The 18,489-nt window shown below is 59.4% G+C and carries 19 protein-coding genes; 12 read left to right on the top strand and 7 right to left on the bottom strand.

Translation table 11 applies throughout. From position 1 onward, the window contains the following. Positions 1 to 22: 22 nt before the first annotated feature. Positions 23 to 250 carry a hypothetical protein gene (locus CFBP1590_RS00235; protein ID WP_029243077.1) on the bottom strand — a complete coding sequence of 76 codons (228 nt, stop codon included), beginning with the start codon at positions 248 to 250 and terminating at the stop codon, positions 23 to 25. 186 nt (positions 251 to 436) lie between these two features. Continuing rightward, a complete protein-coding gene (locus tag CFBP1590_RS00240; protein WP_058430484.1) occupies positions 437 to 1,708 on the bottom strand; it encodes a phosphoinositide-specific phospholipase C-related protein in 1,272 nt (423 codons plus the stop codon). A gap of 239 nt (positions 1,709 to 1,947) precedes the next feature. Between CFBP1590_RS00240 and CFBP1590_RS00245 the strand changes: the two genes are divergently transcribed. The 3 genes from CFBP1590_RS00245 to CFBP1590_RS00255 all read left to right on the top strand — a co-directional run bounded on the left by CFBP1590_RS00245 (position 1,948) and on the right by CFBP1590_RS00255 (position 5,587). Continuing rightward, complete coding sequence (locus tag CFBP1590_RS00245) at positions 1,948 to 3,006, top strand: PA0069 family radical SAM protein (protein ID WP_029243075.1); 1,059 nt, start codon at positions 1,948 to 1,950, stop codon at positions 3,004 to 3,006. Positions 3,007 to 3,212: 206 nt separating this feature from the next. Beyond that, positions 3,213 to 3,953 carry a carbonic anhydrase gene (locus CFBP1590_RS00250; protein WP_025996481.1) on the top strand — a complete coding sequence of 247 codons (741 nt, stop codon included), beginning with the start codon at positions 3,213 to 3,215 and terminating at the stop codon, positions 3,951 to 3,953. Positions 3,954 to 4,054: 101 nt separating this feature from the next. After that, positions 4,055 to 5,587 carry a SulP family inorganic anion transporter gene (locus tag CFBP1590_RS00255; protein ID WP_025996480.1) on the top strand — a complete coding sequence of 511 codons (1,533 nt, stop codon included), beginning with the start codon at positions 4,055 to 4,057 and terminating at the stop codon, positions 5,585 to 5,587. A gap of 123 nt (positions 5,588 to 5,710) precedes the next feature. Here the strand turns inward: CFBP1590_RS00255 and CFBP1590_RS00260 are convergent, their stop codons facing one another. Beyond that, on the bottom strand, positions 5,711 to 6,361 hold the full coding sequence (locus CFBP1590_RS00260) for a hypothetical protein (protein WP_025996479.1): 651 nt from the start codon (positions 6,359 to 6,361) through the stop codon (positions 5,711 to 5,713). 354 nt (positions 6,362 to 6,715) lie between these two features. On the opposite strand from CFBP1590_RS00260, the gene coxB reads away from it, so the two are divergent. The 4 genes from coxB (at position 6,716) to CFBP1590_RS00285 (ending at position 11,125) form a co-directional block, all read left to right on the top strand. Next, positions 6,716 to 7,837: a cytochrome c oxidase subunit II gene (gene coxB, locus CFBP1590_RS00265; protein ID WP_088234258.1), complete on the top strand. Its 1,122-nt coding sequence runs from the start codon at positions 6,716 to 6,718 to the stop codon at positions 7,835 to 7,837. 217 nt (positions 7,838 to 8,054) lie between these two features. Then, on the top strand, positions 8,055 to 9,647 hold the full coding sequence (gene ctaD, locus CFBP1590_RS00275) for a cytochrome c oxidase subunit I (protein ID WP_069142638.1): 1,593 nt from the start codon (positions 8,055 to 8,057) through the stop codon (positions 9,645 to 9,647). 7 nt (positions 9,648 to 9,654) lie between these two features. Continuing rightward, the gene (locus CFBP1590_RS00280) at positions 9,655 to 10,233 is read left to right on the top strand and encodes a cytochrome c oxidase assembly protein (protein WP_029243071.1); all 579 of its coding nucleotides are present in this window, start codon (positions 9,655 to 9,657) and stop codon (positions 10,231 to 10,233) included. Position 10,234: 1 nt separating this feature from the next. Next, positions 10,235 to 11,125, top strand: a complete 891-nt coding sequence (locus CFBP1590_RS00285) for a cytochrome c oxidase subunit 3 (RefSeq protein WP_029243070.1) — start codon at positions 10,235 to 10,237, stop codon at positions 11,123 to 11,125. A 114-nt stretch (positions 11,126 to 11,239) separates the two neighbouring features. Here CFBP1590_RS00285 and CFBP1590_RS00290 read toward each other — a convergent pair whose 3' ends face one another. Then, positions 11,240 to 11,434: a twin transmembrane helix small protein gene (locus CFBP1590_RS00290; RefSeq protein ID WP_088234260.1), complete on the bottom strand. Its 195-nt coding sequence runs from the start codon at positions 11,432 to 11,434 to the stop codon at positions 11,240 to 11,242. 74 nt (positions 11,435 to 11,508) lie between these two features. Here CFBP1590_RS00290 and CFBP1590_RS00295 point away from each other — a divergent pair, with 74 nt between their 5' ends. The 5 genes from CFBP1590_RS00295 to CFBP1590_RS00315 are packed head-to-tail and all read left to right on the top strand — an operon-like array spanning position 11,509 to position 15,404. Then, entirely contained in the window at positions 11,509 to 12,258 is a 750-nt protein-coding gene (locus CFBP1590_RS00295) for an SURF1 family protein (protein ID WP_088234261.1), read from the top strand. Continuing rightward, positions 12,224 to 12,808: a PA_0111/PP_0108 family redox-active disulfide protein gene (locus CFBP1590_RS00300; protein ID WP_088236340.1), complete on the top strand. Its 585-nt coding sequence runs from the start codon at positions 12,224 to 12,226 to the stop codon at positions 12,806 to 12,808. The genes CFBP1590_RS00295 and CFBP1590_RS00300 overlap by 35 nt, the downstream gene beginning before the upstream one ends. A gap of 12 nt (positions 12,809 to 12,820) precedes the next feature. Further along, entirely contained in the window at positions 12,821 to 13,879 is a 1,059-nt protein-coding gene (locus CFBP1590_RS00305; RefSeq protein ID WP_331717157.1) for a COX15/CtaA family protein, read from the top strand. Then, positions 13,876 to 14,775, top strand: coding sequence for a heme o synthase (gene cyoE / locus CFBP1590_RS00310; RefSeq protein ID WP_088234263.1), 900 nt, complete (start codon positions 13,876 to 13,878; stop codon positions 14,773 to 14,775). The genes CFBP1590_RS00305 and cyoE overlap by 4 nt, the downstream gene beginning before the upstream one ends. After that, positions 14,772 to 15,404, top strand: a complete 633-nt coding sequence (locus CFBP1590_RS00315; RefSeq protein WP_088234264.1) for an SCO family protein — start codon at positions 14,772 to 14,774, stop codon at positions 15,402 to 15,404. Before cyoE ends, CFBP1590_RS00315 begins: the two co-directional genes overlap by 4 nt. Positions 15,405 to 15,905: 501 nt before the next feature. On the opposite strand, the gene CFBP1590_RS00320 is transcribed toward CFBP1590_RS00315, so the two are convergent. From CFBP1590_RS00320 to CFBP1590_RS00330, 3 genes are read right to left on the bottom strand one after another with little or no spacing between them, the layout of a single operon-like run. After that, entirely contained in the window at positions 15,906 to 16,679 is a 774-nt protein-coding gene (locus CFBP1590_RS00320) for a MetQ/NlpA family ABC transporter substrate-binding protein (protein ID WP_058430479.1), read from the bottom strand. A gap of 52 nt (positions 16,680 to 16,731) precedes the next feature. Further along, positions 16,732 to 17,406: a methionine ABC transporter permease gene (locus tag CFBP1590_RS00325; RefSeq protein ID WP_004882526.1), complete on the bottom strand. Its 675-nt coding sequence runs from the start codon at positions 17,404 to 17,406 to the stop codon at positions 16,732 to 16,734. After that, positions 17,406 to 18,413, bottom strand: coding sequence for a methionine ABC transporter ATP-binding protein (locus CFBP1590_RS00330; protein WP_057408096.1), 1,008 nt, complete (start codon positions 18,411 to 18,413; stop codon positions 17,406 to 17,408). The genes CFBP1590_RS00325 and CFBP1590_RS00330 overlap by 1 nt, the downstream gene beginning before the upstream one ends. Positions 18,414 to 18,489 lie beyond the last annotated feature (76 nt).

Genomic DNA, 18,489 nt, shown 5'->3' on the forward strand with positions numbered 1-18,489 from the left:
AATGTATTGGATGGTGTATTTATCAGCCATCAGTCAACTCAAGAATCTTTCTTTCAAATGCCGTCGCCAAATCAATGAGCGCTTGCTCATCCTGGCCCAGACTGCCTTTTATTTTGTAATCTTCTCGGGTAACCAACGTGATCAAGGCTTTGTCTTGAAGCTCATCTTCTTCATAAAACCGGATCGCTATTTTGACGGAACCTCGCGTTTCGATATTCTCGGTAGACAGGCGAATTTCATACTTGGCCATTACCCACCTCGCTGTCAGGTAAAGGGCCAGCGTCGGATTGAATCTGGCGTCCAGTTACGCTAGTCCTCATTCAAAAGAACGTCTACTGACAAAAGTGACAGGTGGCAATATGTACGCGGCTGCCAGTCTGGTTTTCATGTATCAAGGGCTCGCCTGATCAGACGAGCCTTTGTTCCAGCACCCACTTCAAGGCACCTGGATTTCCACCCGGGAAACCTTGCCATTAAGCCCGTTGTACTTGAAGTAGTTCACGCGATAGTCGTCGGTCTCAAGCGTACGTTCAAACTCATGAACGATAACGTGCTCGGAAATACCGATGTCCCGTTTGACGTCGACCGTGGCGTAGTCGTCGTCAGTGCTGGCGTGGGGACTGTCGAAAACGGTAATCCGTGTGCCTTTTGCGATACCCGACAGCGAAAGCGATTGAGCCTCATCGTTCTCGCAACCCATTTCGGGCAGAAGCAGTGTTTGTGTACCGTTGGGGATCACGCACACCGTGTCTTGCGTCCTGTCGGCACCATGGCCTTCCCACAAGTAGATCCCGCCCTGGGTCAGCGCTTGTGTGTAGGCCAGTGTGTCGCCATTCTGATAGTTGTTGATGCCAATGAAGTTTGGCGTGACGCCACAGTTATCAGTGCGGTGCCTGAGGTAGGTCAGGTTGTTGTCGAAGGAGCCAGAGTCGAAGGTCGTGGAGGTGGCGGTGTGGAACTGATTCATCAGAAACAGCCGGTTCCAGCGCTTGCCTGTTTCCCGAGCCACTGTTCGGGTATTCAGCGGCACATCGCTCCAGCGTGTCGGGCACGAAAAGTCATGAAAAGCCAACAGACTTGTGGCCACCGCCCCCAGCGTATCCCAGCGGTTCTGTACCAGCCAGTCCTGGTCATAAAGCACTTTGACGGCTTTGTTCCCCACGGCGTAGTTGCCTTCCAGTTCCGATCGGTCTGTCAGCAGAATCAGGCGATTGTTGCTACGCGCCATTTCATCCAGCGTCGGCCACTGTTCGTTCGCGAAGTTGTCAGGATCGAATGAGTAATCGGCCAGTTCAGGAACGCTGGCGAAGACCTGCTGAAGGTCGTCGCGGGTTACGTAGCTTTCCAGGAACAGCGTGACCACTTCAGCTGGATTGGCTTTGAGGAATGGAATGAATTCATTTTTCAGATGGTTGCCCCAAGGTCCATAGCAGGCGAGGCTCTTGTGACACACGATTATTCGGTTGAAACCCTTCTGCTTGTGATCCGTGTAAAGGTCGAGCATGAAGCCCCGCACGCCATCTGATAACTGCTGGGGCATTTCCTTGAGGTTCTGGTTTATTTTTTCGTACGAATTGTGGGTCGTGACCCAGTGGTACTGATCAAATGGCTTGCTGCCGTCAGAAAGCCCGGCCGCATGGGCCTGCATGAAGGAGAGCGATAACATTGAAGCGCCTGTCAGGGCCGCTACGGAAAAAACAGTGTGCATGCCTGAAATCCTTTTCAGTGCGGATAGTGAGACTGGACGGGCTTTTCCATAAGCCGTCCGGGGACGAGTGATAACGGAATGGCGTCGGCAAGGGAAACGCTTTCCTGTTACCGGATTTGAAAACGGGCGTCGCCCATCAACTGCCCGCTGTGCCGTTTGTCAGGGTGACGGGTATTTGATGAGTGGCCATTTGCGCGGTGCTGTACTGTATATAAAAACAGTATTTCAGGCGTCAATCCATGTCCAGTTCCTCTCCGATTCGCGGCCGCGGAACCGCCACCAACCCGCACAACCGCTTTGCACCCAGTCGTTCCGTTGCCGAGGATGATGGCTGGTATCAGGAAGTGCCGATGACTCAGGGCACCACGGTCACGTTCGAGACCGCCAAGAGCATCATCACTCGCAACAGCTCTCCGGACATTCCGTTCGATCGCTCGATCAATCCTTATCGAGGCTGTGAGCATGGCTGCATCTACTGCTTCGCCAGGCCCAGCCATGCGTACTGGGACATGTCGCCGGGCCTGGATTTCGAGACGAAGCTGATCGCCAAGACCAACGCGGCGGCGTTGCTGGAACAACAGCTGTCCAAGCCCGGTTACCGCTGCGCGCCAATCACGCTGGGTGCCAATACCGATCCTTACCAACCCATCGAGCGTGAGCATAAAATCACTCGGGCCACGTTGGAGGTATTGCTGCGCTATCGTCACCCGGTCAGCATCATTACCAAAGGCTCGCTGATCCTGCGTGACCTGGATCTGCTGGCGGAAATGGCCAGGCTGCGGCTGGTGTCGGTGTTCATCAGCCTGACGACGCTGGACGACGAGCTCAAGCGCATCCTCGAGCCGAGGGCCGCAGCACCCAAGGCACGGTTGAGGGCGATCAAGGTGTTGCGTCAGGCCGGTGTGCCGGTTGGCGTGCTGTGCGCGCCGATCATTCCAATGATCAACGACAGTGAGCTGGAAGCCATGCTGAGCGAGGCGAAAGCGGCAGGTGCCTTGAGCGCAAGTTATGTGATGCTGCGTCTGCCACTTGAAGTGGCGCCCTTGTTCGACGAGTGGCTGAAGACGCATTACCCCCAGCGCGCCGATCATGTGTTGAGTCTGATCCGCCAGAGCCGGGGCGGTGCGCTGTACGACAGCCAGTTTGGCACTCGCATGCGCGGTGAAGGTCCATTTGCAGACCTGCTTGCTCAACGTTATGCGATGTCGATCAAGCGATTGGGATTGAACAGGCGTGAGAGTTTCGTGCTCGATTGCGACGCGTTTTGCCCTCCGGGCGGGCAGATGTCATTGCTGTAACGAACTTGGGACTATCGTGCAAACCCGCATTCCAGAGCGGTCGCATTCAGTTTCACTTAAGCTTGGGCGTTTAGTCTGTAACTCGGAGTGACACCAGCGGTAGCGTTCAAAGGATTTGTTCGTGAGGCCAAACAACAGGGATCACATCCGGCTCTGGTTAAGCACGCATGAGAAATCCACATCAATCCGTCAGAGAGGATGAAGACATGAGAGACATGGATAAACAGCCGTCGGCTACGTCGGCCAGCACACATAGCCACTCGGATAGCGCCGACGTAGCGTTGAAACATATCGTCGATGGCTTCGTACATTTTCGTAAGGAAGTCTTCCCCCAACAGGAAGAACTCTTCAAGAAACTGGCTACCGCGCAATCGCCGCGAGCCATGTTCATTACCTGCGCGGATTCGCGCATCGTTCCCGAGCTGATCACTCAGAGCTCGCCAGGCGACCTTTTCGTGACCCGTAACGTCGGCAACGTCGTTCCGCCGTACGGCCAGATGAACGGTGGTGTATCCACGGCTCTGGAATACGCGGTCGTTGCGCTGGGCGTACAACACATCATCGTCTGCGGTCACTCTGACTGCGGTGCCATGCGAGCGGTGCTCAATCCCGACAGCCTGGACAAGATGCCGACGGTAAAAGCCTGGCTGCGCCACGCTGAGGTTGCCCGTACCGTCGTTGAACAGAATTGCAGTTGCAGTGGCGAGCTGGAAACCATGCAGGTCCTGACTCAGGAAAACGTGATTTCCCAGTTGCATCACTTGCGCACGCACCCTTCGGTTGCAGCCAAGATGGCCAGCGGTCAGCTGTTCATTCACGGCTGGGTCTACAGCATCGAAACCAGTGAAATCCTGGCCTATGACGCTGAAAGTGACCGCTTCGTGCCGCTCGACGGCTCGGGCCCGACACCGATGGCTTCCCCGAAAGCACGCTTTTCAGCTGACTGATATCAGTCACGACTGACGGCACACCCTTCTTTAGCTGGTGGCGGCTGCGCATGGAGCGCGCCGCCAGCTTTGCCTCGTCTGAAGAATCCCGGAGAAGTGTCATGGGTGCTACAGCATTGAAATCCGTTTTACCACGGGAGCTGCTCGCTTCCGTGGTCGTGTTCCTGGTAGCCCTGCCCTTGTGCATGGGGATCGCAATCGCATCCGGCATGCCACCAGCCAAGGGTCTGATCACCGGCATCATCGGTGGTCTTGTCGTCGGCTGGCTGGCCGGCTCGCCCTTGCAGGTCAGCGGTCCGGCCGCAGGTCTGGCGGTACTGGTCTTCGAAGTGGTGCGCGAGCATGGAATGGCGATGTTGGGGCCGATTCTGCTGTTGGCAGGTCTGCTTCAGTTGCTGGCCGGTCGCTTCAAGCTCGGCTGCTGGTTCCGTGTCACGGCACCGGCCGTGGTCTACGGCATGCTCGCCGGTATCGGCATTCTGATCGTGCTGTCACAGGCCCATGTGATGTTCGACAGTGGACCGAAACCCTCCGGGCTGGATAACCTGATCGGCTTCCCGACGACGCTGGTCCAGGCCTTTGGGCCGGGATCGGGCATGCAGGCCGGTATGCTGGGCCTGGGTACCATCCTGATCATGTGGGGCTGGGACAAGATTCGCCCTGCGTCGCTGCGCTTCGTTCCAGGTGCGCTGCTGGGTGTTGGTATCGCGACCGCCATCAGCCTGTTCATGGCGCTGGACGTCAAGCGGGTCCAGGTACCTGAAAACCTCTCCGACGCCATCGACTGGCTGCGCCCTGCCGACCTGATGAACCTGGCCGATCCTGCGATCCTGATCGCGGCCATCGCCGTGGCCTTCATCGCCAGTGCCGAAACACTGCTCTCTGCCGCAGCGGTGGACCGCATGCACAGCGGCGTGCGGTCGGACTTCGATAAGGAACTGAGTGCCCAGGGCGTGGGTAACATGCTGTGCGGCCTGTTGGGTGCCCTGCCTATGACGGGTGTGATCGTGCGCAGTTCGGCCAACGTTCAGGCTGGTGCGACAACTCGCTTTTCGACGATTTTCCACGGCCTGTGGCTGCTGGCGTTCGTCCTGCTGCTGTCCAGCGTGCTGCAGAGCATTCCGGTCGCGAGCCTTGCAGGTGTGCTGGTGTACACCGGTCTGAAGCTGGTCGATCTTAAGACGTTCAAGGGGCTCGGTCGCTACGGTCGCATGCCGATGTTCACGTACGCCGCCACCGCCGGCGCGATCATCTTTACCGACCTGTTGACGGGCGTTCTGGTGGGCTTCGGTCTGACACTGGTCAAGCTGGCGCTCAAGGCGTCGCGACTGAAGATCAATCTGGTCGAGCTGCCGGGCAAGAACGAGTACGAGCTGCGTCTGGTGGGTGCTGCGACGTTCCTGAAAGTGCCGGCGCTGACTCAGGTGCTGGGCACTGTTCCGGTCGGTACCACGTTGCATGTGCCGTTGAACAACCTGTCCTACATCGATCACTCCTGTCTGGAGCTGCTTGAGGACTGGGGGCGTGCGAATGCCGCTCACGGGACGAAGCTGGTGATTGAACCTCGCGGCTTGAAGCGTCGACTCGAAGGAAGGGTGTACACCAACACGGGGATTGGCTCAGGCGCCGCCTGATTCAGTCTGCTGTTGATCGGCGCAAATATTGATCGACACAAGGGAGCCGGATGGGTCTTCGCGTAGCAGCGGAGCATCATCCGGCTCCTTCCTTTGCGGCGAAGACATGAATTCGGTGGCGAATCAGCCCGCGGAACGTTCCAGTTCCAGACCGATACCCAATTGACGTGAAAGACTCGGCCAGCGCTTCCAGGCGGCTTCGGTGTCGGGGCTGCTCAGTTTTTCGCGATAGGCTTCGACCGAGTCCAGCGCGAAATCCTCATCATCAAGCAATTGATCAACCGCGTGATGGACAGCCTCGTCCAGTTGATTGGCAAACTGTTCGCCGATCAATTGGTGAGCAATCACGCTGGCAACCGTCGTATTGGACGGAATCAGCGGCTGGCCGAAGTGCTTGATGTAAAGATCGTTTACTTCCTCGACCAGACGATGCGCCAGATAGGCCTCATCCAGCAGGCTGTCGAGTCCTTCGTGGCCCTGCATGATTTCAGGGGGTGCGGTGAAAAAGTGCTCGGCAATCTTGAGTACCGGTTTGATCTGGCCTTCGATGCCTGCCTCGATCGCCACTTCGTGAGCGGCGTCCAGCAGATCGGGGACCAGGTCGATATAAGCGGTGACAAAACGCGTCAGTGCGCCCTGTGCGTCAACTTCGGGCAGGTGGATGGCAGGATGAAGGTGCGGAAGCTGAGTTTTCAGCTGTTGCAGCAGCTGGCCTGTCTCGGCCTCGTGCTGTTGTGCTCGTTGGATCTGCTCGCGCAATGCGGCCGTGTTCATGACGGTATGGGCTCCTGAAAGCATATAACCAGGTGGGTGTTATTGATCAAAGTCATACGTTAGCTTGATTAACTAAATACCTCAGACGTTTTTGTCATAACCGATTCACATTTATATGCTTTCGCTCTAAAAACCCTCTTTTTGAGCGTTTTCGGAAGGTTCGACCGGTCACCGCGCCCGCTGTCTGGCACGGTGCACTCATCCGGCGCTGCGTTGCGTTCCTCGTGCCGTGTCTATACTCGATGTCTGAGGAAGTCGGCTTGTGGCCTCTGGTCACGGTCCTGCAGTCGGTAGCCCACTGCCTTGCCCGCGGCGTGATCCGCGTAGAACAAGAGTGTGTGGGGGGAGCCCGAAATGCGGCATCCAAGGGTCTGGATGGGCCTGCTGCTGTGGTCAGCGTTCGAGCAGACACACGCAGACTGGACGACCAACATGTCACCCGGCGCGTCAGTGGTCAGCGGAGCTGTGTTCGATCTGCACATGACCATCTTCTGGATCTGCGTGGTGATCGGCGTGGTGGTGTTTGGCGCCATGCTCTGGTCGATAGTTGCGCATCGTCGTTCCTCAGGCCAGAAGGCTGCGCATTTCCATGAAAACACCACGGTCGAGATCCTCTGGACCGTCGTCCCATTCCTGATACTGGTCGCCATGGCGATTCCGGCCACCCGCACCCTGATCAGCATGTACGACGCCAGCGAGTCGGACGTCGATATCCAGATCACCGGTTATCAGTGGAAATGGCACTACAAGTACCTGGGGCAGGACGTCGAGTTCTTCAGCAACCTCGCTACCACCACTCATCAGATCCATAACCGTGACGACAAGGGCGAGCACTACCTGCTGGAAGTGGATCAGCCTCTGGTGCTGCCCGTCGGTGAAAAGATCCGCTTTCTGGTCACTGGAGCGGACGTGATCCACTCCTGGTGGGTGCCAGCGTTTGCGGTCAAGCGTGACGCGGTCCCAGGGTTCATTCACGAAGCCTGGACGCGTATCGAAAAGCCCGGCATCTACCGAGGCCAATGCACCGAACTGTGCGGCAAGGACCACGGCTTCATGCCCATTGTGGTCGATGCCCGCTCGCCCGCCGATTATGAAAACTGGCTAGCCGAGCGCAAGCAGGAGGCCGCGAGGCTCAAGGAGCTGACCAGCAAGGACTGGACCCGCGAAGAGCTCATCGCCCAAGGCGACAAGGTCTATCACACCGTTTGCGTGGCCTGTCATCAGCCCGAAGGCCAAGGGCTGCCGCCGATGTTCCCGGCTCTCAAGGGCTCGAAGATAGCTACCGGCCCGATTGCCGATCACTTGAACATCGTCGTCAACGGCAAGCCGGGCACAGCCATGGCGGCGTTCGGCAAACAGCTGTCAGAGGTGGATATCGCCGCCGTCGTGACCTACGAGCGCAACGCCTGGGGCAACAACAAGGGCGACATGGTCACGCCCAGGGAAGTGCTGACGCTCAAGCAGGTGCAGCCATGAATGGGGTGCCGTTTCGCAGCGAAGGAGACCGTGGGAGGCGCCACCACGTCTTCGACGTAGCGCTCTCGCACAGCAAAAACCGGACTGTGGGAGGCGGCTTGCCGGCGATGAACGATGACGTGATTTTTCTGATACACCGCATTGATTTCATCGCCGGCAAGCCGCCTCCCACAAGAGCAGTGTCCATTCAGCACATTCTTTGTCTCGGGAGACCGACATGAGTGCAGTGATTGACGATCATGGCCACGCTGGCCATGAGCATGCCCACGGTCCTGCCAAGGGCCTGATGCGCTGGGTGCTGACCACCAATCACAAGGACATCGGCACGATGTACCTGTGGTTCAGTTTCACCATGTTCCTGCTGGGCGGTTCGTTCGCCATGGTGATTCGCGCCGAGCTGTTCCAGCCGGGTCTGCAGATCGTCGAGCCGGAGTTTTTCAACCAGATGACGACCATGCATGGCCTGATCATGGTCTTTGGCGCCGTGATGCCTGCCTTCGTCGGCCTGGCCAACTGGATGATCCCGTTAATGATCGGCGCGCCGGACATGGCACTGCCGCGCATGAACAACTTCAGCTTCTGGTTGCTGCCTGCGGCATTCCTGCTGTTGGTTTCAACCCTGTTCATGCCCGGCGGCGGACCCAATTTCGGCTGGACCTTCTACGCCCCGTTGTCCACGACCTATGCACCCGAAAGCGTGACTTTCTTCATTTTTGCTATTCATATGATGGGTATCAGCTCAATCATGGGGGCGATCAATGTGGTGGCGACCATTCTCAATCTGCGCGCGCCCGGCATGACACTGATGAAAATGCCGTTGTTCGTCTGGACCTGGCTGATCACCGCGTTTCTGTTGATCGCTGTGATGCCGGTGCTGGCCGGGTGCGTGACCATGATGCTGATGGACATTCATTTCGGCACCAGTTTCTTCAACGCAGCAGGCGGCGGTGATCCGGTGCTGTTCCAGCACGTGTTCTGGTTCTTCGGTCATCCCGAGGTGTACATCATGATCCTGCCTGCCTTCGGCGCAGTCAGTTCGATCATCCCGGCGTTCTCGCGCAAGCCGCTGTTCGGCTACACCTCAATGGTCTATGCAGTTGCGGCCATTGCGTTTCTGTCGTTCATAGTCTGGGCGCATCACATGTTCGTGGTCGGCGTGCCGTTGGTGGGCGAGCTGTTCTTCATGTACGCCACCATGCTGATCGCCGTGCCGACCGGCGTGAAGGTGTTCAACTGGGTCAGCACCATGTGGAAAGGGTCGCTGACGTTTGAAGCACCGATGCTGTTTGCCGTGGCGTTCGTGATTTTGTTCAGCATCGGCGGGTTTTCCGGGCTGATGCTGTCGATTGCGCCTGCGGATTTTCAGTATCAGGACACTTACTTCGTGGTGGCTCACTTTCATTACGTGCTCGTGCCCGGAGCGATCTTCGGGATCTTTGCGTCGGCGTATTACTGGCTGCCGAAGTGGACCGGGCACATGTACGACGAAACCCTGGCCAAACTGCATTTCTGGCTGTCTTTCGTGGGCATGAACCTAGCGTTCTTCCCTATGCATTTCGTCGGCCTGGCGGGCATGCCGCGCCGTATTCCGGATTACAACCTGCAGTTCGCCAATTTCAACATGCTCTCGTCGGTTGGCGCCTTCACCTTTGGCGCAACCCAGCTACTGTTTCTGTTTATCGTGATCAAAACCATCCGGGGCGGCGCACCGGCACCGGCCAAGCCCTGGGACGGCGCCGAGGGGCTGGAGTGGAGCCTGCCCTCGCCTGCGCCGTATCACACCTTCAGTACACCGCCGGACGTGAAGTGAGTTGCGCATGAACCAGACATTGCCTCTCAAACGACTCATCACCCGCCTGCTGCTGATGGCTTTGGTCATGTTCGCCTTCGGCTTCGCGCTGGTGCCGCTTTACGACGTGATGTGCAAGGCGTTTGGCATCAATGGCAAGACCGGCGATCAGTATCAGGGCACGCAAGTCATCGATGAAACGCGTCAGGTGAAAGTGCAGTTCCTGTCATCCAATTCGGCTGGCATGGTCTGGGCGTTCTATCCCCGGACGGACCAGATAGAGGTTCATCCGGGTGCAATCAACGAGATGATATTCGTGGCGCAGAACCCGACCGACCAACCGATGAAAGCCCAGGCCGTACCCAGTATCTCGCCGGGTCAGGCCGCGGCCTATTTTCACAAAACCGAGTGCTTCTGTTTCACCCAACAAGTGCTGCAACCGGGTGAGCGTATCGAGATGCCGGTGCGTTTCATCGTCGATCGCGACCTGCCCGCAGAGGTGAAGAACCTCACGCTGGCCTACACGCTGTTCGACATCACCGAGCGCCGCACGCCCGCTGTGCCAGTGGCCAAAAGGCTCGAAAGAGCGGTGGTCAAAGGAGACTGAAATGGCAACGCCCCACGAGCATTACTACGTTCCGGCCCAGAGCAAATGGCCGATCATTGCCACCGTGGCGCTGTTGATCACGATGTTCGGGCTGGGTACCTGGTTCAACGACATGAAAGCCGAGCGGCCCGATTCCAATGGTCCGTTGATCTTCTTCATCGGCGCGCTACTGGTGGCGTACATGATGTACGGCTGGTTCAGCGCAGTGGTGAAGGAAAGTCGGGCAGGTCTGTACAGCGCGCAGATGGACCGCTCGTTTCGCTGGGGCATGGCCTGGTTCATCTTCTCCGAGGTGAGCTTCTTTCTGGCGTTCTTTTTCGTACTGTTCTACGTGCGCATCTGGGTCGGACCGTGGCTGGGCGGCGAAGGGGCGAACGGGATCTCGAACATGCTCTGGCCGAACTTCCAATACACGTGGCCGATGCTCGATACGCCGGACCCGAAACTCTATCCGGCACCCAGCGGCATTGTTGATCCGTGGAAACTGCCGTTGCTCAACACCGTGCTGCTGGTCAGTTCCAGCGTGACGATCACGTTCGCCCATCATGCCCTGAAGAAAGGACACCGCTCCGCGCTGAAGCGCTGGCTGGCGCTGACCATCCTTTTGGGTTGTACCTTTCTGTTCTTTCAGGTCGAAGAGTACATCCATGCTTATCAGGAACTGGGCCTGACGCTGGGATCCGGCATCTACGGCGCGACCTTCTTCCTGCTGACCGGGTTTCACGGTGCCCACGTCACGATGGGCACGCTCATTCTGTTGGTGATGCTGATCCGCATCCTGCGCGGGCATTTCGACGCCGAGCATCAATTCGGCTTCGAAGCGGCGAGCTGGTACTGGCATTTCGTGGACGTGGTATGGGTCGGGCTGTTTGTGTTCGTGTACGTGATTTAGAGCGCCTTCCGATTGTGTACGCGGCTGGCTCTGATCGTTCCCACGCTCCGCGTCCGCTTTGTGACGCAGAGCGTCACGGGCTGCATGCCCATGCGAGCATGGACACGATCATCATCAGGGTGACGGCAGTTGCCCGCTGTAGAACCCCCAGGTGATCAGAATCAGGGTCAGCCCGGCGAGGATGACGCGCAACGCCAGAACCTTGAGCAGGCGGGTCGAGTGATTGTCGTCCCTGACCAGAAAGAACAGGCCGCTGAACAGGCTGGCCACCGTGGCAGCCAGCATTAGAACAATCGCTGCTTTGAGCATGAGAGGACTCCAGGAGCAATCACGATGATGCAGTGGAGTATAGGTCCGGCCGTCATGCCGGACCGGAGGCTGTGATGAAGCGCTTCGCACCGGGACTGTGGCCGACGCTGATCGTGTTGCTCCTGCTACCGGTTCTGATTTCTCTGGGGTTCTGGCAACTGGAACGGGGCGAACAGAAGCGTTCCATGCTCAGTCAGTTCACCGAGCGCCGCGCCGCCGCTCCCGTCAACATCGGCGAGTTGTTGTACGCCGAGGACCCCGCCTGGCGTCGTGTGCACATTCGTGGCCACTTCGATTCAGCCCATAGCGTGTTGCTGGACAACAGCATTCGCGACGGCCGTGCGGGCGTCGAGCTGCTCCAGCCCTTCATGGATCACGCCAGCGGGCTCTGGGTACTGGTCAATCGCGGCTGGCTGCCCTGGAAGGACCGACGCACGAGGCCGGTCGTCAATACGCCCAATCACGTGCAGGCGCTGGACGCGTGGGTCTACGTGCCCGCCCGTGCGCCCTTTCAACTGGAGCCTGATGCGCCACAAGGCTCCTGGCCAAGGCTGGTAAACGCAGTCTTTGCCGATCAGCTGTGGAGCCAGCTGGGACGTGAAGGTTATCCCCATGAGCTGAGGCTGGAGCCTGGCCCTATGGCTTTCCGGGTCGACTGGCCGGTGGTAGCGATCAGTCCTGAAAAGCATGTGGGCTACGCCGTGCAGTGGTTTGCGCTGTCCACCGCGCTGCTGTGCCTTTATCTGTACCGAGGCCGGGTGCTCGGTCGAACCGCGCAGGAGGACAAGCATGGGAGCCGCCATGAACCCCATCGACATGCCTGATGCAAGGCGTCGGCGCAAAGGACGTCTGCAATTGCTGTTGGTGGTGCTGATCGCCTTTGCACCCATGATTCTGGCCACCTGCATGTACGTCTTCGGGTTCTGGGTGCCCGAGAGTCGCAGTTATCACGGTTTCCTGATCGGCAATGGCCAGAGCCGCATGGACCTCGGTGTTTCGGCCGGAGAACGACGCTGGCAACTGCTGGTCAGCGCGCCCGGTCGCTGCGAGACGACGTGTCAGCAACTGGTGTATCTGGCGCGGCAGGTGCAGATCGGGCTGGGGCGGGACGCGGCTCGTGCCAGTCATGCGCTGGCCGGTGCTCAGCCGCTGGACGCCGAATACGCCGCGAAGCTGAACCGGGAATACCCGCGCCTGCTGCGTTATCCACTGGACCTGTCGCGCTACCGCACGCTCGCGCCCGACCTGCAGACGCCTTACCTGTGGATCATCGATCCGCACGGCAATCTGGTGCTGCGCTACGACGCAAACGTCAACGGCAAGGACCTGCTCGAAGACCTGCGCCGCCTGCTGAAACTCTCGAACATCGGCTGAAGGGAGATGGTCATGACCCGCCCCGGATTTCGTCTTGCGTTAATGGCTACCGTCCTTGCGCTGGTGGTCGTGATGCTTGGTGCCTACACGCGCCTGACCCACGCGGGACTGGGCTGTCCCGACTGGCCGGGCTGCTACGGCTTTATCGGCGTGCCCGGCACCGAGCGGCAGCTTGAGCATGCGCAGCTGAATTTTCCGGATACGCCCGTGGAGGCGGACAAAGGCTGGAGCGAGATGACCCATCGGTATTTCGCGGGCGGCCTGACGCTGCTCATCCTGCTGCTGGCGGCGCAGGCCTGGAGGCACCGGCATCTGGCGGGGCATCCGTTCAAGCTGGCGGCGGGACTGCTGGGCATCGTGGCCGCGCAGGCAGCGTTCGGCATGTGGACCGTTACGCTGCTGCTCTGGCCGCCCGTGGTCGCGGTTCATCTACTGGGTGGCGTCGCAACCTTGAGCCTGTTGTTTCTGCTGAGCCTGCGACTGAGCGGCGTCTGCCCTGCTCTGTCGCGGGTGCCTGCTCGCCTCAGGGTGCTGGCACGGCTCGGGCTGATCTTTGTGGTCCTGCAGATCGCGCTGGGCGGCTGGGTGAGCGCCAATTACGCGGCGATGGCCTGCACGGATCTGCCCACGTGTCAGGGGCGCTGGTGGCCGGAGGCAGACTTCAGCAATGCGTTTCATCTGACCCAGCACATCGGCCCGAATTATCAGGGTGGCCATCTCGACAGTGAGGCGCGTACGGCCATCCACCTCACGCACCGGATGGGCGCGGTGCTTGTCTCGCTGACCCTGGTTGCGCTGGCCTGGCAGCTCAGGCGTGTCGGTCTCAACAGGCTGGCGGTGCTGCTGGTGTCGGCGCTCGGGGTGCAACTTCTGTTCGGGCTGGGCAACGTGCTATTGCACCTGCCGTTGGTCCTTGCGGTGGCACACAGTGCGGGCGGCGCGGTTCTGATGCTGTGCATGACCTTGATCAACTACCGGGTCGCTGTGCCGTGGTCATTGCCGCGCATCGAACACGATGCCCTGGCAAAGATCGCCGGTACCGGACTGCGCTCGAGAGATGCATTGAAATGAATTCACTGACCCGACAGCGTTCGCTGTACAGCCTGTGGCATGACTACCTTGAGTTGACCAAACCCAGGGTGGTCCTGCTGATGCTGATCACGTCCATGATCGGTATGTTTCTGGCGACTGACACGGCGGTGCCATGGATAACGCTGATCGTCGGCAATCTGGGCATCGGTCTGTGCGCGGCGGGCGCGGCTGTGGTGAATCATGTGGTGGACCGGCGTATCGATGCGCAGATGGCGCGCACTCATCATCGGCCGATTGCTCAGGGACGCGTCCCGCCTGTCGCGGCGCTGAGCTTTGCGCTGTTGCTGGCGCTGTCGGGTCAGGCGTTGCTGTTCATCTTCATCAACGCCCTGACCGCCTGGCTGACACTGGCATCGCTGCTGGGTTACGCGGTGATCTACACCGGCTTTCTCAAGCGTGCCACGCCGCAGAACATCGTCATCGGCGGGCTGGCCGGGGCTGCGCCGCCACTGCTGGGCTGGGTGGCGGTGACCGGGCAGGTCAGCGCCGAGCCCTTGCTGTTGGTGCTGATCATCTTTGCCTGGACGCCGCCGCACTTCTGGGCGCTGGCCATCCATCGCAAGGCCGAGTACGTCCGCGTCGAGATCCCGATGCTGCCGGTGACCCACGGCGAGCACTACACCAAGCTGCATATCGTGCTGTACACCTGCATCCTGCTGGCGGTCAGTCTGCTGCCGTACGTGATTCACATGAGCAGCCTGCTTTATCTGCTTTGCGCGCTGGCGCTGGGGTTGCGCTTCCTGCGATGGAGCTGGGTGCTGTACCGTGGCACTCGACCGCACGCCGCGATCGACACGTTCAAGTACTCTGTGTGGTACCTGTTCCTGCTGTTCATCGCGCTGCTCGCCGATCATTACCTACTGTTGATGCCATGACCCGAACCCAGAAAACCGTCTTCATCCTTGTCGCTGTCGTTGCCCTGATCATGGGCCTGACCATCAACCGCGTGCTGTCCGGCAAAGGACCGGGGGATCAGACGGCATTGATCGACGCAGGCGTCATCCTGCTGCCGCAAAGCCGCAGCCTGCCTTCGTTGAGCATGAATGATCAGAACGGCGCACCTGTTGCTGTGGACGAACTGAAGGGTCAATGGACGCTGGTGTTTTTCGGCTATACCTACTGCCCGGACATCTGCCCCACCACGCTGGCGCAGCTACGTGACATCAGAACGAAGCTGCCTCAGGAAGCCGTGGACAACATGCGCGTTGTGCTGGTCAGCGTCGACCCCAACCGCGACACGCCGCAGCAGCTCAAGCAGTACCTGGGCTACTTCGACCCGCGCTACATCGGCCTGACTGCGCCTGTTGCAGACATCCAGAAACTGGCCAGCGCACTGAGTATTCCGTTCATTCCGGCAGACACCAGCAAGCCGGGCTACACCGTCGATCACAGCGGCAACCTGGCCCTGATCGGGCCGGATGGCAGACAGCGCGGCTTCATCCGCTCGCCACTGAACGCGCAGAAGCTGGTGGCGCAGTTGCCGGTGTTGCTGGAAAGGGATTGAGGCGCAGCTGGAAGCGCACGGATCGAGGGATCATTCCCACGCTCCTGCGCTCATCGTTATGCACGTTATGCGCCCGGCTCACTAATCTGCAATCCGTGCCATTTGTGACGCAGAGCGTCACGGGCTGCATACCCACGCGGAGCACTCATCGTTATACACAAGTCGCAATGAGCATCTGGAGCGAGCACTATTTCGACCGTGGGAGCGGACTTGTCCGCGAAAGCTGGTACATCCGATGAAGATGCAGCGTATGAAATGCAGTATTCGCGGACAAGTCCGCTCCCACTTTCAGATACCGCATTCCTTCAGGTCGATTTGTGTATAACGATGAGCGCGGAGCATGGGCACGATCAGTGTCGGATCAGGCTTGATCGTTCCCACGCTCTGCGTGGTAACGCCGCTCAGGACGCTCCGCGTCCGCTCTCGAATGTGACGCAGAGCGTCACGGGCTGCGTGCCAACGCGGAGCGTTGGCACGATCAGGCAGTTAGCGGTCAGGGATTCAGAACGCCGGAACCACGGCGCCTTTGTACTTCTCGGCCAGGAAGGTTTTGACTTCCGGGCTGTTCAGCGCAGCGGCCAGTTTCCTCATCGCGTCCGAGTCCTTGTTGTCCGGGCGGGCAACCAGAATGTTGGCGTAAGGCGACTCGGCACCTTCGATGATCAGCGCGTCCTTGGTCGGATCAAGCTTGGCGCTCAGCGCATAGTTGGTGTTGATCAGCGCCAGATCGACCTGTGTCAGCACGCGTGGCAGCGTGGCGGCTTCCAGTTCGCGGAATTTCAGGTCTTTCGGGTTGTTCACCACATCCGACGGCTTGGACAGAATGCTGGTCGGGTCCTTCAGAGTGATCAGACCGGCCTTGGCCAACAGCAACAGCGCACGACCTTCGTTGGTGGCATCGTTGGGCAGCGCGACGTTGGCACCATTTGGCAGCTCATCCAGCTTCTTGAATTTGTCCGAGTAGGCACCGAACGGCTCGACGTGAACTTTGGTCACGGCGACCAGATCGGTGCCCTTGCCCTTGTTGAACTCATCCAGGTACGGCTGATGCTGGAAGAAGTTGGCGTCCATGCGCTTCTGCGAGACCTGCACGTTCGGCTGGATGTAGTCGTTGAAGACCTTGATGTTCAGGTCCACGCCTTCTTTGGCCAGGGTCGGTTTGACGAACTCCAGAATCTCGGCGTGGGGCACGGCCGAGGCTGCGACGGTCAGGGTTTCGTTGGCCTGCGCGGACAGTGCGGTTACGGCGGCAAATACGGCCAATAGCTTTTTCATGCAACAACTCCTTTGAGGCCCGCCTGCGGCAGGCCGATGCCAACTGATTCGATCAACGGTGTGTGAAGTGCGCGACCAGTCTGTCGCCGACGGTTTGCAGAATCTGCACCAGCACCAGCAACAATACGACCGTCACGAACATCACATCGTTCTGAAAACGTTGGTATCCATAACGAATGGCGAGATCGCCCAGCCCGCCTGCGCCCACAGCACCTGCCATGGCGGTGAAGGACACCAGCGCAATGGCGGTGACCGTGATCGCTGCGAAGATGCCAGGCCGCGCCTCGGGCAGCAGCGCCTTGAGGATGATCTGCCGGGTGGTGGCGCCCATGGCTTGTGTGGCTTCGATGATGCCGCGGTCGACTTCACGCAGAGCGGTTTCCACCAGACGTGCAAAGAACGGCGTGGCACCGGCAATCAGCGGCGGCAGCGTACCCAGAATGCCCAGCGATGTGCCGGTGATGATCTCGGTCAGCGGCATCATGACGATCAGCAGAATAATGAACGGCAAGGCACGCAGCATGTTCACGATCAGCCCGACCGTGGCGTACAGCTGTTTGTGTTCCAGCAGTTGGCGTGGCGAGGTCAGGAACATCAGCACGCCCAGCGGCAGGCCGAGCAGGATGGTGAAGCCCAGCGACACACTGAGCATGATCAGCGTATCGCCGGTGGCAACCCAGATTTCATACCAGTCGACGTTGGAGAACAGGTTCAGAAAGGCGTCCATCAGCGCAGCACCTCCATGTGGACATCAGCGGCGGTGAAGCGCGCGAATGCAGCGTCCATGTCGCCGCCGGTAATGGCCAGCGTCAGTTGCCCGTAAGGTGTGTCCTTGATGCGGTCGATGCGACCGGCCAGGATGCTGTAATCGACACCGGTTTCCCGCGCCACGGTGCCCAGCAGCGGCGCGTAGGTCGCCTCGCCCTGAAAGGTCAGGCGCACGATACGGCCCTGAACGTGGGCGAAGTCGTCGCGTTGCTCGTTCTCATCGATCTGTTCGTCTTCCTGCACGAAGCGCTTGGTGGTCGGGTGCTGCGGATGCAGAAACACATCGGCCACCTTGCCCTGCTCGACGATCACGCCGGCGTCCATGACGGCGACCTGATCGCAGACGCGACGAATCACGTCCATCTCGTGGGTAATCAGCACGATGGTCAGCTTCAGCTCACGATTGATCTCGGCCAGCAGTTGCAGGACCGACGCAGTGGTCTGCGGGTCCAGTGCGCTGGTGGCTTCGTCGCACAGCAGAATCTTCGGCTTGGTGGCCAGGGCGCGGGCAATGCCGACGCGCTGCTTCTGGCCGCCTGACAATTGCGCCGGGTATTTTTTCGCGTGATCGGACAGTCCAACCCGCTCCAGCAACTCGGCGACGCGCTGGTCGATCTGGCTGCGCGGCATGTCGCCTGCCAGGGTCAGCGGCATGGCGACGTTGTCGGCCACGGTCTTGGAGGCCAGCAGGTTGAAGTGCTGGAAGATCATCCCGACCTGCTGACGAAAACGTCGCAGGCCATTGGCGTCCAGCGCAGTGACGTCTTCACCGTCAACCACGATCTGTCCGCCGCTGGGCGTTTCCAGGCGGTTGATCAGGCGCAGCAGCGTGCTTTTGCCGGCACCGGAGTGACCGATCAGGCCGAACACCTGGCCGTCTTCGACGCGCAGGCTGGTGGGGTGCAGGGCCGGAATTTCCTTGCCTGCCACCCGATAGGTTTTGTGGACGTTATGAAACTCGATCACGGAGCGAACCTTGTGGGGGCGCGTTAAAAAATCAGCGCAGCGGGCGGTGCCTGCTTGCTTCGTTACCTCGGCCGGA

It is taken from the genome of Pseudomonas viridiflava (assembly GCF_900184295.1).
GTDB lineage: Bacteria > Pseudomonadota > Gammaproteobacteria > Pseudomonadales > Pseudomonadaceae > Aquipseudomonas > Aquipseudomonas viridiflava.

Excerpts from the sequence above, each read along its gene's own strand:
- CFBP1590_RS00235 (WP_029243077.1), bottom strand. The coding sequence starts at position 250 with ATGGCCAAGTATGAAATTCGCCTGTCTACCGAGAATATCGAAACGCGA.
- CFBP1590_RS00240 (WP_058430484.1), bottom strand. The coding sequence starts at position 1,708 with ATGCACACTGTTTTTTCCGTAGCGGCCCTGACAGGCGCTTCAATGTTA.
- CFBP1590_RS00245 (WP_029243075.1), top strand. The coding sequence starts at position 1,948 with ATGTCCAGTTCCTCTCCGATTCGCGGCCGCGGAACCGCCACCAACCCG.
- CFBP1590_RS00250 (WP_025996481.1), top strand. The coding sequence starts at position 3,213 with ATGAGAGACATGGATAAACAGCCGTCGGCTACGTCGGCCAGCACACAT.
- CFBP1590_RS00255 (WP_025996480.1), top strand. The coding sequence starts at position 4,055 with ATGGGTGCTACAGCATTGAAATCCGTTTTACCACGGGAGCTGCTCGCT.
- CFBP1590_RS00260 (WP_025996479.1), bottom strand. The coding sequence starts at position 6,361 with ATGAACACGGCCGCATTGCGCGAGCAGATCCAACGAGCACAACAGCAC.
- coxB (WP_088234258.1), top strand. The coding sequence starts at position 6,716 with ATGCGGCATCCAAGGGTCTGGATGGGCCTGCTGCTGTGGTCAGCGTTC.
- ctaD (WP_069142638.1), top strand. The coding sequence starts at position 8,055 with ATGAGTGCAGTGATTGACGATCATGGCCACGCTGGCCATGAGCATGCC.
- CFBP1590_RS00280 (WP_029243071.1), top strand. The coding sequence starts at position 9,655 with ATGAACCAGACATTGCCTCTCAAACGACTCATCACCCGCCTGCTGCTG.
- CFBP1590_RS00285 (WP_029243070.1), top strand. The coding sequence starts at position 10,235 with ATGGCAACGCCCCACGAGCATTACTACGTTCCGGCCCAGAGCAAATGG.
- CFBP1590_RS00290 (WP_088234260.1), bottom strand. The coding sequence starts at position 11,434 with ATGCTCAAAGCAGCGATTGTTCTAATGCTGGCTGCCACGGTGGCCAGC.
- CFBP1590_RS00295 (WP_088234261.1), top strand. The coding sequence starts at position 11,509 with ATGAAGCGCTTCGCACCGGGACTGTGGCCGACGCTGATCGTGTTGCTC.
- CFBP1590_RS00300 (WP_088236340.1), top strand. The coding sequence starts at position 12,224 with ATGGGAGCCGCCATGAACCCCATCGACATGCCTGATGCAAGGCGTCGG.
- CFBP1590_RS00305 (WP_331717157.1), top strand. The coding sequence starts at position 12,821 with ATGACCCGCCCCGGATTTCGTCTTGCGTTAATGGCTACCGTCCTTGCG.
- cyoE (WP_088234263.1), top strand. The coding sequence starts at position 13,876 with ATGAATTCACTGACCCGACAGCGTTCGCTGTACAGCCTGTGGCATGAC.
- CFBP1590_RS00315 (WP_088234264.1), top strand. The coding sequence starts at position 14,772 with ATGACCCGAACCCAGAAAACCGTCTTCATCCTTGTCGCTGTCGTTGCC.
- CFBP1590_RS00320 (WP_058430479.1), bottom strand. The coding sequence starts at position 16,679 with ATGAAAAAGCTATTGGCCGTATTTGCCGCCGTAACCGCACTGTCCGCG.
- CFBP1590_RS00325 (WP_004882526.1), bottom strand. The coding sequence starts at position 17,406 with ATGGACGCCTTTCTGAACCTGTTCTCCAACGTCGACTGGTATGAAATC.